A 14,586-nucleotide genomic window follows, 5' to 3' on the forward strand; every position below is an offset into this window, starting at 1 on the left:
TCACTGAACCATCCGAGGCGCCGGCGCGACGAGGGCCGTTTGGCCCTGATGACCGGCCCGTCCGCTCCCTGGACACCGGAGTGCGGGGGAGGCGGACCCCGGGCGTGCCGTCATCCGTCCGCGGTGTGGCTGTTGACCTTGCCGGGGACGGCGGTCGTAGAGTCGAGTGCAGCCGGAACCGATCACGATTCGAACGGGCCACGCGCCCGGGGCGGAGTGGCACGGTGAGCGCGGAGACCAGCCGGGAAGCGGCACGGGCGGGAATGGACGGCGAGCTGGCGGAGGCGCTGGTGCGCAGCCGCCGGTTCTTCACCCGGGCGGAGGTCTCTGAGGACCTGCGCACCCTGCACCGGACGGGCGGCCGCCAGGCGGACGCGTTCTACCGGGACCGCTGGTCGCACGACAAGGTGGTGCGCTCCACGCACGGGGTGAACTGCACCGGCTCGTGCTCCTGGAAGGTGTACGTCAAGGACGGCATCATCACCTGGGAGGCGCAGCAGACGGACTACCCCTCCGTCGGTCCCGACCGCCCCGAGTACGAACCCCGCGGCTGCCCGCGCGGAGCCGCCTTCTCCTGGTACACCTACTCGCCCACGCGGGTGCGCTACCCGTACGTGCGCGGGGTGCTGCTGCGGATGTACCGGGAGGCCAAGGCGCGCCTGGGCGACCCGGTGGCCGCGTGGGCGGACGTCGTCTCCGACCCGGAGCGCGCCCGCCGCTACAAGTCCGCGCGCGGCAGGGGCGGCCTGGTGCGGGCGAGCTGGGACGAGGCGGTGGAGATGGTCGCCGCCGCGCACGTGCACACGATCAAGACCTACGGTCCGGACCGGCTGGCGGGGTTCTCGCCCATCCCGGCGATGTCGATGGTCTCGCACGCGGCCGGGGCCCGCTTCTACTCCCTGCTCGGCGGCGCGATGCTGTCGTTCTACGACTGGTACGCGGACCTCCCGGTGGCCTCGCCGCAGGTGTTCGGCGACCAGACCGACGTACCGGAGTCCGGTGACTGGTGGGACGCCGGGTACCTGATCATGTGGGGTTCCAACCTGCCGGTCACGCGCACCCCGGACGCGCACTGGATGGCCGAGGCCCGCTACCGCGGGCAGAAGGTCGTGGCCGTGTCGCCCGACTACGCGGACAACGTCAAGTTCGCCGACGAGTGGCTCGCGGCCCAGCCCGGCACCGACGGTGCGCTGGCCATGGCGATGGGGCACGTGATCCTCAAGGAGTTCTTCGTCGACCGGGCCACGCCGTACTTCACCGGCTACGTCAAGCAGTACACGGATCTGCCCTTCCTCATCGCCCTGGAGGAGGGCGAGGACGGCTGCTACGCACCGGGCAAGTTCCTGACCGCCGCCGACCTGGGCGGGGAGCACGCCGCGGCGGAGCACGCGGAGTTCCGTACGGTGCTGCTCGACGCCGCGACCGGGCGGCCCGTCGTGCCGAACGGCACCCTGGGCGACCGCTACGGCGAGACGGGCGCGGGCAGGTGGAACCTGGACCTCGGCGGCGTCGACCCGCTGCTGTCCGCCGACGGCGGCGGCGAGGAGCCCGTCCTGGTGGAGCTGCCCAGGTTCGACGCGCCGGACGGCGGCCCGCGGCGGCTGCGGCGCGGGGTGCCGGTGCGGCGCGTGGCCGGGCGCCTGGTGACCACCGTCTTCGATCTGCTGCTGGCCCAGTACGGGGTGGCGCGCGACGCCCTGCCGGGGCGCTGGCCCACCGGTTACGACGACGCGGCCGAGCCGTACACGCCGGCCTGGCAGGAGCCGATCACCGGCGTGGACGCGGCGAAGGCGGCCCGGATCGCCCGGGAGTTCGCGGCCAACGCCGAGGAGTCCGGCGGCCGTTCGATGATCATCATGGGGGCGGGCACCAATCACTGGTTCCACTCCGACACCATCTACCGGGCCTTCCTCACCCTGACGGCACTCACCGGCTGCCAGGGCGTCAACGGCGGCGGCTGGGCCCACTACGTCGGGCAGGAGAAGGTCCGCCCGCTCACCGGCTACTCCGCGATCGCGACCGCCGCCGACTGGAACCGGCCCGCCCGGCTGATGATCCAGACCGCGTACTGGTACCTGCACGGCGACCAGTTCCGCTACGACCCGTTCTCCGCCGACACCCTCGCGGCGGCCGGAGCGGGAGGCCCGTTCGCCGGGAAGTCCACCGCGGACGTCATCGCGCAGTCGGCGCGGATGGGCTGGATGCCGTCGTACCCGACCTTCGACCGCAACCCGCTGGACCTCGCCGACGAGGCAGGGGCGGCGGGCCGCCCGGTCGCCGAGTACACCGTGGACGAACTCAGGGCGGGGCGGCTGGGGTTCGCGGGGGAGGACCCGGACGCACCGGAGAACTTCCCCCGGGTGCTGACGGTGTGGCGGGCCAATCTGCTGGGCTCGTCGGCGAAGGGCAACGAGTACTTCCTCAAGCACCTGCTGGGCACGGACTCCTCCGTCCGCGCCACCGAGGCACCGCCCGACGCCCGGCCGCGGGAGGTGACCTGGCGCGAGCAGGCCCCCACCGGAAAGCTGGACCTGCTGCTCACCCTCGACTTCCGCATGACCAGCACGACCGTCTACTCGGACGTCGTGCTGCCCGCGGCGACCTGGTACGAGAAGCACGACCTGTCCAGCACGGACATGCACCCGTTCGTGCACGCCTTCAACCCGGCCATCTCCCCGCCCTGGCAGACCCGCACCGACTGGGACGCCTTCCACACCATCGCCCGTGAGTTCAGCCGGCAGGCGGCCGGGCACCTCGGGGTGCGCACGGACGTCGTCGCCGCCCCGCTGCTGCACGACACCCCCGATGAACTGGCCACCCCGCACGGCCGGGTGCGCGACTGGAAGGCGGGGCAGTGCGAGCCGGTCCCCGGGCGCACCATGCCCAGGCTGATCACCGTGGAGCGGGACTACGGCGCCGTCGCCGACAAGATGGGTGCCCTCGGCCCGCTGCTGGACAACCTGGGGGCGACGACCAAGGGCGTCACGTTCCACCTGGCCGAGGAGCTGGAGCGGCTGCGGCACAAGAACGGCGTGGTCCGGGGCGGGGCCGCCGACGGCCGGCCGTCGATCGCCCGGGACGCGCAGGCGTGCGAGGCGATCCTCGCCCTGTCCGGCACGACCAACGGCCATCTGGCCACCCAGGGTTTCCGCACCCTGGAGGAGCGCACCGGCAGGCGGCTGGCGGACCTGGCCGCCGAGCACGAGGGCAAGCGGGTCACGTTCGCCGACACCCAGGCCGCCCCGGTGCCGGTGATCACCTCGCCCGAGTGGTCGGGTTCGGAGGCCGGCGGGCGCCGCTACGCGCCCTTCACCGTCAACGTCGAGCGCCTCAAGCCGTGGCACACCCTCACCGGACGACAGCACTTCTACCTCGACCACGACTGGATGACCGCGCTGGGCGAGCAACTGCCCGTGTACCGGCCCCCGCTGGACATGCGGGCCCTGTTCGGCGAGCCGCGCGTCGGGGAGACGGGCGAGCTCGGCGTGACGGTGCGCTACCTGACCCCGCACAACAAGTGGTCGATCCACTCCGAGTACCAGGACAACCTGTTCATGCTGTCCCTGTCGCGGGGCGGGCCGACGATCTGGATGAGCACCCAGGACGCGGCGAAGATCGGCGTGAGCGACAACGACTGGGTCGAGGCGGTCAACCGCAACGGCGTGGTCGCCGCCCGCGCGGTCGTCTCGCACCGCATGCCCGAGGGCACCGTCTACATGCACCACGCCCAGGACCGCCTGATCGACGTGCCGCGCACCGAGACCACCGGACGCCGGGGCGGCATCCACAACTCGCTGACCCGCCTGCTGATCAAGCCCAGCCATCTCATCGGCGGCTACGCGCAGTTGTCGTACGCCTTCAACTACCTCGGCCCGACCGGGAACCAGCGCGACGAGGTCACCGTCGTCCGCCGCCGCGCCGACCAGGAGGTGGAGTACTGACATGCGCGTCATGGCCCAGATGGCGATGGTGATGAACCTCGACAAGTGCATCGGCTGCCACACCTGCTCGGTCACCTGCAAACAGGCATGGACCAACCGGACCGGCGTCGAGTACGTGTGGTTCAACAACGTCGAGACCCGCCCCGGCCAGGGCTACCCCCGCCGCTACGAGGACCAGGACACCTGGAAGGGCGGCTGGGAGCTCAACTCACGCGGACGGCTCGCGCTCAAGGCCGGCGGCCGGTTCAAGAAGCTGATCCAGATCTTCTCCAACCCGGTGCTGCCCTCCCTCGACGACTACTACGAGCCGTGGACGTACGACTACGAGACCCTGACCAACGCGCCGCTGCAGGAACACACCCCGGTCGCCCGCCCCAAGTCCCTGATCTCCGGCAAGGACATGAAGATCGCCTGGTCGGCCAACTGGGACGACGACCTCGGCGGATCCGCCGCGACCAGCGAGCGGGACGTGCTGCTCGGTGAGGTCTCCGAGAAGATCAGGATGGAGTTCGAGCAGACGTTCATGTTCTACCTGCCGCGCATCTGCGAGCACTGCCTCAACCCCTCGTGCGCGGCCTCCTGCCCCTCCGGCGCGATCTACAAGCGCACCGAGGACGGCGTCGTCCTGGTCGACCAGGACCGCTGCCGGGGCTGGCGGATGTGCGTGACCGGATGCCCGTACAAGAAGGTGTACTTCAACCACCGCACCGGCAAGGCCGAGAAGTGCACCTTCTGCTTCCCCCGCGTCGAGGTCGGCCTGCCCACCGTCTGCTCCGAGACCTGCGTCGGCCGGCTGCGCTACATCGGCCTCGTCCTCTACGACGCCGACAAGGTCCTGGAAGCCGCCTCCACCCCCGACGAGCAGGGGCTCCTGGAGGCCCAGCGCGGCGTCCTCCTCGACCCGGACGACCCGGACGTCGTCGCCGCGGCCGAGCGGGCGGACATCCCCCGGGACTGGATCGAGGCCGCCCGGCGCTCCCCGGTCCACGCCCTGATCGACACCTACCGGGTCGCCCTCCCGCTGCACCCGGAGTACCGCACCCTGCCCATGGTCTGGTACATCCCCCCGCTCTCCCCGGTCGTCGACGCCGTTCGCGACACCGGGCACGACGCCGAGGACCACCGCAACCTCTTCGCCGCCGTCGACGCGCTGCGCATCCCCGTCGACTACCTCGCCCAGCTGTTCACCGCCGGGGACCCCGCCCCCGTCGACGGGGCGCTGCGCCGGCTGGCCGCGATGCGCGCCTACATGCGCGACGTCAACCTCGGCCGCGAACCCGACGCGGCGATCCCGCGGGCGGTCGGCATGAGCGAGGAGGAGCTGTACGACATGTACCGGCTGCTCGCCCTGGCGAAGTACGACGAGCGCTACGTCATCCCGCCCGCCCACGCCGAACAGGCCCACCGCCTGGAGGAACTGGCCACCGAATGCAGCCTGGACTACGAGGGCGGCCCCGGCATGGGCGGCTCCGGGCCCTTCGGCGAGACCTCCGGCGGCGCCGCCCCGATCGCCGTGGAGAACTACCGCGCCCTGCGGGACCGCCAGAGCTCCGACACCCCCGCCGCCCCCACCGACCGGGCCACCCGCGTCAACCTCCTCAACTGGGACGGCAAGGGCTCTCCGCCCGGCCTCTTCCCGGACCGCCCGTCCGAGGGCGGCAGCGGTGCGCGCGAGGGCGAGGCGAAGCCGTGAGAGCGCGGCGAGGCGGAAACCCGGGCACCGCGCACCCGGCACCCTGGCACCCCTACGCCTGGCAGGCCCACTCCCTGCTGCTCGCCTACCCCGACGAGGAGTTCCCGCGGAGCCTGGCCCTGGTCCGCAGCGCGGCCACCACACTGCCCGGACCCGTACGGGAGCCCCTGCTCGCCTTCACCGGGCACGCCGAGCGCACCTCACCGGCCGACCTGGCGGAGGCCTACGTGGCCACCTTCGACCACCGCAGGCGCTGCTGCCCCTACCTGACCTACTACGCGCACGGCGACACCAGGAAGCGCGGACTCGCCCTGCTGCGGCTGAAGCAGGCCTACGCCGCGGCCGGCTGGCACCTGGGAGAGGACGAACTGCCCGACCACCTCGCCGTCGTCCTGGAGTTCGCCGCCGCCGACCCGCCCGCCGGGGCGCGGCTGCTCGGCGAACACCGCGCCGGACTGGAGCTGCTGCGCCTGGCCCTGACCGAGGACGCCTCACCCTGGGCGCACGTGCTGGACTCCGTCTCCGCCACCCTGCCCGCCCTCGCGGGCGACGAGCGGGAGGCCGTGATCCGCCTGGCCGCCCAGGGCCCGCCCGGGGAACAGGTCGGCCTCGACCCGTACGCGACCCCCGTGTTCCTGCCCGACCCGGCGTAGGAGGCCCCCGATGACGGCTCCCGCCCAGCCCCTGACCCTCGCGGCACAGGCCGGCACCGGCGGCATCCTGCTGTGGGTCGTCCTGCCCTACGTCGCGCTCGCCGTCTTCGTACTGGGCCACGTCTGGCGCTACCGCTACGACAAGTTCGGCTGGACCACCCGCTCCTCCCAGCTGTACGAACGGCGTCTGCTGCGGATCGGCAGCCCGCTGTTCCACTTCGGCATCCTCGTCGTGCTGCTGGGCCACATCGGCGGCCTGGTCATCCCCAAGAGCTGGACCGAGGCGGTCGGTGTCGGTGAGGACGCCTACCACGCGGGTGCGGTCGTCCTCGGCACGATCGCGGGCATCGCCACGCTCGGCGGCCTGGCCATCCTGATCTACCGCCGCCGCACCGTCGGCCCGGTCTTCTCCGCCACCACCCGCAACGACAAGGCCATGTACGTCTCGCTCACCCTGACCATCGCGCTCGGCCTGTCCGCCACGGTGGTCGCGAACGTCATCGGCGGGGGATACGACTACCGCGAGACGATCTCCCCGTGGTTCCGCTCGATCTTCTACCTCCAGCCCGACCCCGATCTGATGACCGGCGCGCCGGTGCTGTTCCAGCTCCACGCGATCAGCGCGCTGCTGCTGTTCGCGGCCTGGCCCTTCACCCGGCTCGTGCACATGCTCACCGCCCCCCTCGGCTACCTGACCCGCCCCTACATCGTCTACCGCAGCCGCGACAGCCGGCTCGGCGCCCGTCCGCCACGCCGCGGCTGGGAACGCGTCGGCTGACCGCTGTTCCCGGCCCCCACCACCCGCCGGGTACCGGCCCGTCCCGCGCCGACGCGGCTGTGAATTCGCTCATGTGTACGCCGATAGGCCTGAGTTGTACGCTGCGAAGGTGGAGGGGGACACATACCGCTTCGGGGAGTACGAGCTGGACCTGGCCCGCCGTCAGCTCCGCCGGGCCGGCGAGCCGGTCCACGTCGAGCCCCGGGCCCTGAACCTGCTGTGTCACCTGGTCGAGCACCGGGACCGGGTGGTGCCGAAGAGCGAGTTGCTCGACACGGTGTGGGGCGACCGTTTCGTCAGCGAGGCCGCGCTCACCACGGCGCTGCGGACCGCGCGCCTGGCCGTCGGCGACACGGGCAGCCGGCAGCAGCTGATCCGTACCGTGCACCGGCGGGGCTGCCAGTTCGTGGCCCCGACGACGCGTGTCGGTGCGGACACGTCCGCTTCGCCCGGGCCGGGCGCCGGTGCCACACCGGCACCGGTCGCCGGGCCGCTCGGTGCCGACCGGCAGACCATCCGGTTCTGCCGGGCCGGTGACGGCACCCGTATCGCCTACGCCTCCGTCGGCTCGGGCCCGCCCCTGCTCAAGGCGGCCAACTGGCTGACCCACCTCGACCTCGAGTGGACGACCCCGGTGTGGGCGCACTGGCTGGCCGGCCTCGCCCGCAACCGCCGGCTGGTCCGCTACGACGAGCGGGGCTGCGGTCTCTCGGACTGGACGGTGCCCGGCTTCACCTTCGACGACTGGGTGGACGATCTCGACACCGTCGTCGAGGCGGCAGGACTCGACCGTTTCCCCCTGCTCGGGGTGTCGCAGGGCGGCGCGGTGGCGGTCGCCTACGCCGCGCGCCGGCCCGAGCGGGTCAGCCGGCTGATCCTCGCCGGCGCCTACGCCCGGGGGCGGCGGGTGCGCGCCCGGGACGAGGTCGAGCGCGAGGAGGCGGACCTGGACCTGGACCTGGCCCGGGTGGGGTGGAGCAGCGAGGACCCCCGGTTCCTGCGGGTCTTCGCCTCCCAGTTCCTGCCCGAGGGCACTCCCGAGGACTGGGGCGGGTTCACCGCTTTCCAGCGGCAGACGACGTCAGCGGTCAACGCGGTCCGCTTCCTGGAGGAGTTCGCCCGGATCGACGTCTCGGACATCGCGCACCGGGTGCGCTGCCCGACGCTGATCATCCACGCGCGCGACGACGAGCGGGTGCCGGTGTCGCAGGCCGGTGAGCTGGCCGCGCTCATCCCCGACAGCCGGCTGGTCCTGCTCAAGAGCCGCAACCACCTGCTCACCGCGTTCGAACCCGCCTGGGACGAGTTCCTGTCCCACATCGACGCCTTTCTCTCCGAGTGATCCCTCTCCGAGTGACTCCGGCTGCCGGCACCCCTCTGGCCGCCGCCTGAGGACGGCACCCTCAGCCGCCCCTCAGAAGTGCCTCAGAGTTCCCCCAAGCTTCGGCCGGGTGGCCGACCCGATGCTGGAACGGCGCCGGGCCGGTGCGGGGGCCGTACGGACACCGCGCCCGCCCGGAGCTCACCTCACGGACCGGACCCGACAGACGAGAGAGAAGGACCACGATGCGCATCGACAACACCAGGACGTCCGGCACGATCCGGACTCGGCGGGGGCTGGCGCTGCTGATCGCCTCGGGAGCCGGGCTGGGCTCCCTGCTGCTCGGAGCGATTCCCGCGCAGGCCAACGACACGACCAAGACGGTCTCGGCGGACGGGCAGTCGGTCACGTTCGCCACGGGCGACAGCAGCCGCGGCGTCAGCGGAAACGTCACCTTCGTGGTGAACGCCTCCGGCAACTGGTCGATCACGGGAAGCGGGCACAACTCCCATCTCCTGGTCCGCACGTTCCACTGGACGTGCGACCTGACCTGGGACGCCGCCTCCGTCTCGCACGCCACGGCGGACAAGGGCGTACCCGGCAAGAAGACCCGCACCATCACGTCGGCGGCGTACGACCCGGCCATCCAGGCGGACTTCGCCGCCATCGCCGATCACGGACGGGCCGACTGCGACATCGTCATCGGCTAGCCGCGGCGGGATCCTCACCGAGGGGCTGTCCGGCCGCGCGCCGGGCGGCCCCTCGCTCGCTCCCGCGGTGCCCGCGCCCGAGGAACGCGGCCGGCCGGACGCGCTATTCGGAGAGGAAGGTGTCGAGGTGGGAGAGGAAGGTCGGCCAGGCGGGGTCGTCGGCGGTGAACAGGTGGTTGCGGCTGTCGAGCAGGACCAGCCGGCTGTCGGGGATGAGCGTGGCCAGTTCCAGGGCCTGCGAGACGGGGATACGCGCGTCGTCGCGCGCGTGGACGATCAGCGTCGGGCAGCGCACCCGGTGCGCGATGTCCGAGACGTCGATCCGGGCGAACTCCTCCAGGAACCGGGCTCCGTTGGCGGGCGAGGTCGTCTGCCGCCGGTAGGCGGCGAACGCGTCCCACTCGGCGGGTGTGGCGTCGGCGAGGAACTGGGAGGCGACGTAGCGCAGGAAGCTGCTGTCCTGCGAGCGCCATCCGGCGCGGGCGATGCTGAGATCCACCTCGGCTGCGTCGCGCTCGGCGTCGCTGCCGGCCCGGATCAGCCGTCCCCGGGCGTAGGCCGAGGTGAGGACCAGCCGGCTGACCCGCTCGGGCCTGCGCGCGGCGTAGGCGACCGCCACGGCGCCGCCCTGCGACACCCCGAGCAGCGGGAAGCGGTCGAGTCCGACGGCGTCCACCACCGAGTCGAGGTCGCCGACCAGGTCGTCGAGGGTGAAACTGCCCATCTCCCACGCGGACAGGCCGCAGCCCCGCTCGTCGTAGCGGACGAGTTGCCGGCCGCGGGTGAGGCCGTCGAACCAGTGGGCGAACATCGGGGTGGCCCGGTCGAGATCGAGGTGGGTCAGCCAGTTGGCGGTCTTCACCAGGGGCGGGCCCTCGCCGGTGAGGGCGTAGGCGATGCGGGTGCCGTCGGCGGACCGGCAGAAGCGTATGACCTCGCGGTCGGCCTCTGCCGCCGCCCCCGTGCCGCGGGCGGTGGGCCGGGACGGGCCGGTGCCGGCGGCCGTGGTGCGCGCGACGAACTGGAAGCCGCGCCCGGACACGGTGCGGATGGAGCGCCGTCCGGTGTCGTCGTCCCCGATCGCGAGACGGGCGGTGCGCAACCACCCGGCGAGTGCGGCGTCGCCGTCCGCCCGCCCGTGCCCCGCCGCGTCGAGAAGTTCCCGGGCGGGCACGACCCGGTCCCGGTGCTCGACCAGGTGACAGAGCAGATCCAGGGCCTCGGGCCCGACGTGCACCTGCTCTCCGTCGTGGCTGAGCCGACGACGTTCCGTGTCCAGTTCGTACGGCCCGAAGTGGTACAGAGCGCCGCTCACGGCACCGACTGTATAGGGCATGGCCGGGTCCGCGGGGCCGGGGCGCCCGCTCTGGCCGGTTGGTGACGTACCGACAGCCGCCCGGGCGCCGGCCCGTGCTCGCGCAGCCCGCGCCGCGGGATCGTGCCGGACGCCGCCCTCCGCCCTCCGCACCGGCCCGCCCGGCCCGATCCGGCGGACCTTCGCGTACGGCGCGGGCCGGCGCGGTCGGGCGGGGGGCGAAGACCGAGCCCCGCCCCGTCCCCGGCCCGCCCCGCTCACCTCACGCTTACCATGCGCCCAGGCGTACGCCAGCTCGGTGGCGTCAGTGTCCGAACCAGGAGCACCGTGCCCTTGTCCAACCCACCGCCGTCCGGGCCGCAGCAGCCCCGGGAACCCCACGGGCCGTACTCGCGGGGCGAGTACCCGCCGCCGTATCCGCAAGGGACCCACGACGGGCACCGGAGCGGGGCCCACGGCGCCCCCGGACCGTTTCCGTACCGGCCCTGGGGGCAGGGCTACAGCCCCGTCAACCGCCCCGTGCCGGTCGACGGGGTCGCCATCGCCTCCCTGGTCCTGGGCATCCTCTGCTTCGTGCCGGCCGTCGGGCTGGTGCTCGGGATCATCGCGCTCGCCCGGATCGGGAGGACGGGCGACCGGGGCAGGAGCATGGCCGTCGCGGGCTCGGTCCTGTCCACCGCCGGGCTCGCGCTGTGGGCGGTGGCGTTCGCCGCCGGCGTCCCCTTCCCCACCTGGTCCGGCGTCAAGCACGCCGCCGGCGATCACGGCAGCGCGTACTCCCTGACCGAGGGCGACTGCTTCGACGCCCCGGGCGGATCCCTGGAGGGCACGGCCTACGACGTCGACAAGGTGCTCTGCGGCCGGGAGCACGACGGCGAGGTCTTCGCCGTCTTCCGGATGACGGGCGGCTCCGCCTACCCCGGCGACGGCAAGGTCACGGACACCGCCGATGCCCGGTGCTACGGGCTGCGCTACGGCTACGCCATGGACACCTGGGCCGTCCCGGACTACGTCGACGTGTACTACATGACGCCCACCCGGGACAGCTGGCGGTTCGGCGACCGTGAGGTCACCTGCCTGTTCGGCAACACCGACGAGAAGGCCGGCCTGACGGGTTCGCTGCGCAACGACGCGCGGGACCTGGGGGCCGACCAGGTCGCCTACCTCAAGGCGGTCGACGTCGAGAACGCCGCTCTGGACCGGCAGCCCGTGGACAGCCCCGACGACGACCTCCCGGGCAGCCGTGCGTGGGCCGGGCGGATGTCGGCCGCGCTCGCCCGGGAGAGCACGCTGCTGCGCGGCCACAGGTGGCCGGCCGGCGTCCGGAAGCCGGTGGCCGGGGTCGCCGCGAAGGTGGCGGCGGGCCGCAAGGAGTGGGCCCTGGCAGCGGAGGCGCCCGACGCGGACAGCTTCTACGCGCACTACGACCGCGCCATGGTCCTCGCCGACCCCGACACCTCCGTCACCGCGCGCAAGGCTCTGGGCCTGGCCACGACTCCGCCCGCGTCCGGCGAGGGGAGCGGCGGCCGGGGCGACGGAGGTGGCGGTTCCGGACTCGATGTGTGATCGCCGCCATAGTGGGGAGAAAGTGCCTGGGTAAAGCCCTCCTCACACACATGTCACTACATCGAGTGATTCTCTGGCCTTTGCTTGCATGGCCGAACCCACGGTTGCCAGGCTGTTGCTGTCTGTACAGCCTGATGGGAGCGGCCAGTGACTTTCGGTGAGCAGCCGGCGTACCTGCGCGTCGCGGGTGATCTCCGCCAGAAGATCGTCAATGGCTCACTGCCGCCGCACACCCGCCTGCCGTCCCAGGCCCGGATCCGCGAGGAGTACGGCGTCTCGGACACCGTCGCGCTGGAGGCGCGCAAGGTGCTGATGGCGGAGGGCCTGGTCGAGGGCCGCTCCGGTTCGGGGACGTACGTCCGCGAACGCCCCGTCCCCCGCAGCGTCGCCCGCTCCGGCTACCGCCCGGCGGGCGGGGCCACGCCCTTCCGCCAGGAGCAGGCCGACGGCGAGGGGCGCGGCACCTGGGAGTCGAGCAGCGAGCAGACGGGGGCGAGCGCCTCCGTCGCCGAGCGGCTCTCCCTCAAGCCCGGCGACCGCGTGATGTGCACGCGGTACGTCTTCCGGGAGGCCGGCGAGGCGATGATGCTCTCCACCTCCTGGGAGCCCCTCGCGGTCACCGGCCGCACCCCCGTGATGCTGCCCGAGGAAGGCCCGCTCGGCGGCATGGGCGTCGTCGAGCGCATGGCCGCGATCGACGTGATCGTGGACAACGTCACCGAGGAGGTCGGCGCCCGCCCCGGCCTCGCCGAGGAGCTGCACGCGCTGGGCGGGGTCCCCGGCCATGTCGTGCTGGTCATCCAGCGCACCTTCTTCGCCTCGGGCCGCCCCGTCGAGACCGCCGACGTCGTCATCCCCGCCGACCGCTACCGCGTCGCGTACCACCTCCCAGTGAAGTAGCGCACACCTCCACGGCGGCGGACCCGGGCGCCCCCGCGCCGTGCCGCCCGCCGGGCGCCCCCGGAGTGCGCCCGTCCGCCGGTGGAATCTGGCCGTTCTCGCAGGTCGTCCCCGGCCATGTCCGACATGCCCCTGACCGGACGCGTCGCCGCCCTCGCGGGGCGCACTCACCGCCGTGCGCCCCCTGCGGCCTGGCCGGTTGCGTACCTCGTTGTGAGAACTCGTATTCGCTGCGTAAAGGTTAGGCGTAGGCTCAGGCATATGCGGATTGCGGTTTCCTTATCGGGTGGGGCACGGCACGAACCGCGGACGGGCAGCGGTCGGGCCAGGACGGGAAGGAGCGGTGGGGCGTGATGAACGACGGCACGATCACTCTTCCCTGGCTCGTCATACGACAGGACGACAACGGCAATCGCTACCGCGTGGGCAGGTACGCGACCAGGGCCGAGGCCCAGAAGATCGCGGACAGCCTCGACAACCGCGAACACAAGCAGCTGTACTGGGTCGAGCGGATCGGTCAGAACGGAGACGCCACCCGCAACTGACAGGCCCGTGCGGGGTTTCGCGAGCGGGCCGGGCGGTCCCGTAGGCTCCCGCGCATGACGGAACGGATCGTGGTCGTGGGTGCCGCCCTCCTCGACGGCGGCCGCCTGCTCGCCGCGCGCCGGAGCGCGCCCGCCGAGCTGGCCGGCCGCTGGGAGCTGCCCGGAGGCAAGGTGGAGCCGGGCGAGACGCCCGAGGCCGCCCTGGTGCGCGAGTTGCGCGAGGAGCTCGGTGTCGACTGCGAGACCGCCGAGCGGATCCCGGGGGAGTGGCCGCTGGGGTCCCCGTACGTCCTCCAGGTGTGGGCCGCCCGGCTGCACCCCGGCTCCGCCGGCCCCCAACCCCTCCAGGACCACGACGAACTGCGCTGGCTCGCCCCGGGCGAGATCTGGGACGTCGACTGGCTGGACCAGGACGTGGCCGCGGTGCGCGAGGTGAGTGAGCGTCTGGACGCCGGCATCCGCTGAGCGTCCCTTCCCGCGCCGTCCGTGCCACAGCGCGCCGTGATGGACGGTACTCGCCACTGAATATCGGGTATGTGCCCATTAACCCCACGAAACCGGACATAGGTGGGCTTGGCTGGGAAGTGATCGGCGTGATCGACACCGAAGACGGCTGCGCCGAGTGGAGCTTCCCCGCGGAACCGGGTGCCGTCCGCACGGCCCGTACCGCGGTCCGAGCCCAACTGCACACCTGGGAGCTGGACGTCCTCGGGGATCTCGCGGCCCTGCTCGTCAGCGAGCTGGTGACCAACTCCCTGCGGTACGCCACGGGACCCATCGGGGTGCGCCTGGTACGCCCCGCTGGACTGCGGGACGTGCTGCTGGTGGAGGTCTCCGACCCGCTCCCGGACCCGCCGCGCGAGCGTGTCGCCCGCCCGGAGGACGAGAGCGGACGCGGACTGCAACTGGTCGCGCTTGCCTCGCGCCGCTGGGGTACCCGGCCCGGGGAGGCGGGCAAGACGGTGTGGTTCGAGCTCGCCGTGCCGGGCTGGGACGGGTCCCGGTGACCGCCTCCGCCGGCGGCCCCGTGTCCGGCCGGGGGCCGTCGGCGGAGGCTGTACGCGAACCGTCACCCTGTCGAGCCGCGGGTGCGGACCGGCCGCCGGGTGCGACGAGTGTGATTCGACGAGGTGTCGGCTGGTTAGAAGACTGGAAGTGTTGTCG

General features: G+C 72.7%; 12 protein-coding genes. 11 read left to right on the forward strand and 1 reads right to left on the reverse strand.

The window, feature by feature from the left end; translation table 11 throughout:
• Positions 1 to 263 precede the first annotated feature (263 nt).
• From ACJ9NR_RS25505 to ACJ9NR_RS25530, 6 genes are all read left to right on the forward strand, one after another.
• The gene (locus ACJ9NR_RS25505) at positions 264 to 3,941 is read left to right on the forward strand and encodes a nitrate reductase subunit alpha (protein WP_412493521.1); all 3,678 of its coding nucleotides are present in this window, start codon (positions 264 to 266) and stop codon (positions 3,939 to 3,941) included.
• A 1-nt stretch (position 3,942) separates the two neighbouring features.
• Positions 3,943 to 5,634 carry a nitrate reductase subunit beta gene (gene narH, locus ACJ9NR_RS25510; RefSeq protein WP_412493250.1) on the forward strand — a complete coding sequence of 564 codons (1,692 nt, stop codon included), beginning with the start codon at positions 3,943 to 3,945 and terminating at the stop codon, positions 5,632 to 5,634.
• Positions 5,631 to 6,287: a nitrate reductase molybdenum cofactor assembly chaperone gene (gene narJ / locus ACJ9NR_RS25515; RefSeq protein ID WP_412493251.1), complete on the forward strand. Its 657-nt coding sequence runs from the start codon at positions 5,631 to 5,633 to the stop codon at positions 6,285 to 6,287. The genes narH and narJ overlap by 4 nt, the downstream gene beginning before the upstream one ends.
• Before the next feature lie 10 nt (positions 6,288 to 6,297).
• Positions 6,298 to 7,065 carry a respiratory nitrate reductase subunit gamma gene (gene narI / locus ACJ9NR_RS25520; protein ID WP_412493252.1) on the forward strand — a complete coding sequence of 256 codons (768 nt, stop codon included), beginning with the start codon at positions 6,298 to 6,300 and terminating at the stop codon, positions 7,063 to 7,065.
• A gap of 109 nt (positions 7,066 to 7,174) precedes the next feature.
• Positions 7,175 to 8,407, forward strand: a complete 1,233-nt coding sequence (locus ACJ9NR_RS25525) for an alpha/beta hydrolase (protein WP_412493253.1) — start codon at positions 7,175 to 7,177, stop codon at positions 8,405 to 8,407.
• A gap of 224 nt (positions 8,408 to 8,631) precedes the next feature.
• Positions 8,632 to 9,096, forward strand: a complete 465-nt coding sequence (locus ACJ9NR_RS25530) for a hypothetical protein (RefSeq protein WP_412493254.1) — start codon at positions 8,632 to 8,634, stop codon at positions 9,094 to 9,096.
• A 103-nt stretch (positions 9,097 to 9,199) separates the two neighbouring features.
• Here ACJ9NR_RS25530 and ACJ9NR_RS25535 read toward each other — a convergent pair whose 3' ends face one another.
• A complete protein-coding gene (locus ACJ9NR_RS25535) occupies positions 9,200 to 10,411 on the reverse strand; it encodes an alpha/beta hydrolase (RefSeq protein ID WP_412493255.1) in 1,212 nt (403 codons plus the stop codon).
• Positions 10,412 to 10,738: 327 nt separating this feature from the next.
• Between ACJ9NR_RS25535 and ACJ9NR_RS25540 the strand changes: the two genes are divergently transcribed.
• From ACJ9NR_RS25540 to ACJ9NR_RS25560, 5 genes are all read left to right on the forward strand, one after another.
• Entirely contained in the window at positions 10,739 to 11,977 is a 1,239-nt protein-coding gene (locus ACJ9NR_RS25540; protein ID WP_412493256.1) for a DUF4190 domain-containing protein, read from the forward strand.
• 147 nt (positions 11,978 to 12,124) lie between these two features.
• Positions 12,125 to 12,877, forward strand: coding sequence for a GntR family transcriptional regulator (locus tag ACJ9NR_RS25545; protein WP_412493257.1), 753 nt, complete (start codon positions 12,125 to 12,127; stop codon positions 12,875 to 12,877).
• A 353-nt stretch (positions 12,878 to 13,230) separates the two neighbouring features.
• Positions 13,231 to 13,422: an SPOR domain-containing protein gene (locus tag ACJ9NR_RS25550; RefSeq protein ID WP_412493259.1), complete on the forward strand. Its 192-nt coding sequence runs from the start codon at positions 13,231 to 13,233 to the stop codon at positions 13,420 to 13,422.
• Positions 13,423 to 13,476: 54 nt separating this feature from the next.
• On the forward strand, positions 13,477 to 13,887 hold the full coding sequence (locus tag ACJ9NR_RS25555; RefSeq protein ID WP_412493260.1) for a (deoxy)nucleoside triphosphate pyrophosphohydrolase: 411 nt from the start codon (positions 13,477 to 13,479) through the stop codon (positions 13,885 to 13,887).
• A gap of 98 nt (positions 13,888 to 13,985) precedes the next feature.
• Positions 13,986 to 14,429 carry an ATP-binding protein gene (locus ACJ9NR_RS25560; RefSeq protein WP_412493522.1) on the forward strand — a complete coding sequence of 148 codons (444 nt, stop codon included), beginning with the start codon at positions 13,986 to 13,988 and terminating at the stop codon, positions 14,427 to 14,429.
• The last annotated feature ends 157 nt before the right edge of the window (positions 14,430 to 14,586 follow it).

Source organism: Streptomyces sediminimaris, assembly GCF_047049295.1.
GTDB lineage: Bacteria > Actinomycetota > Actinomycetes > Streptomycetales > Streptomycetaceae > Streptomyces > Streptomyces sediminimaris.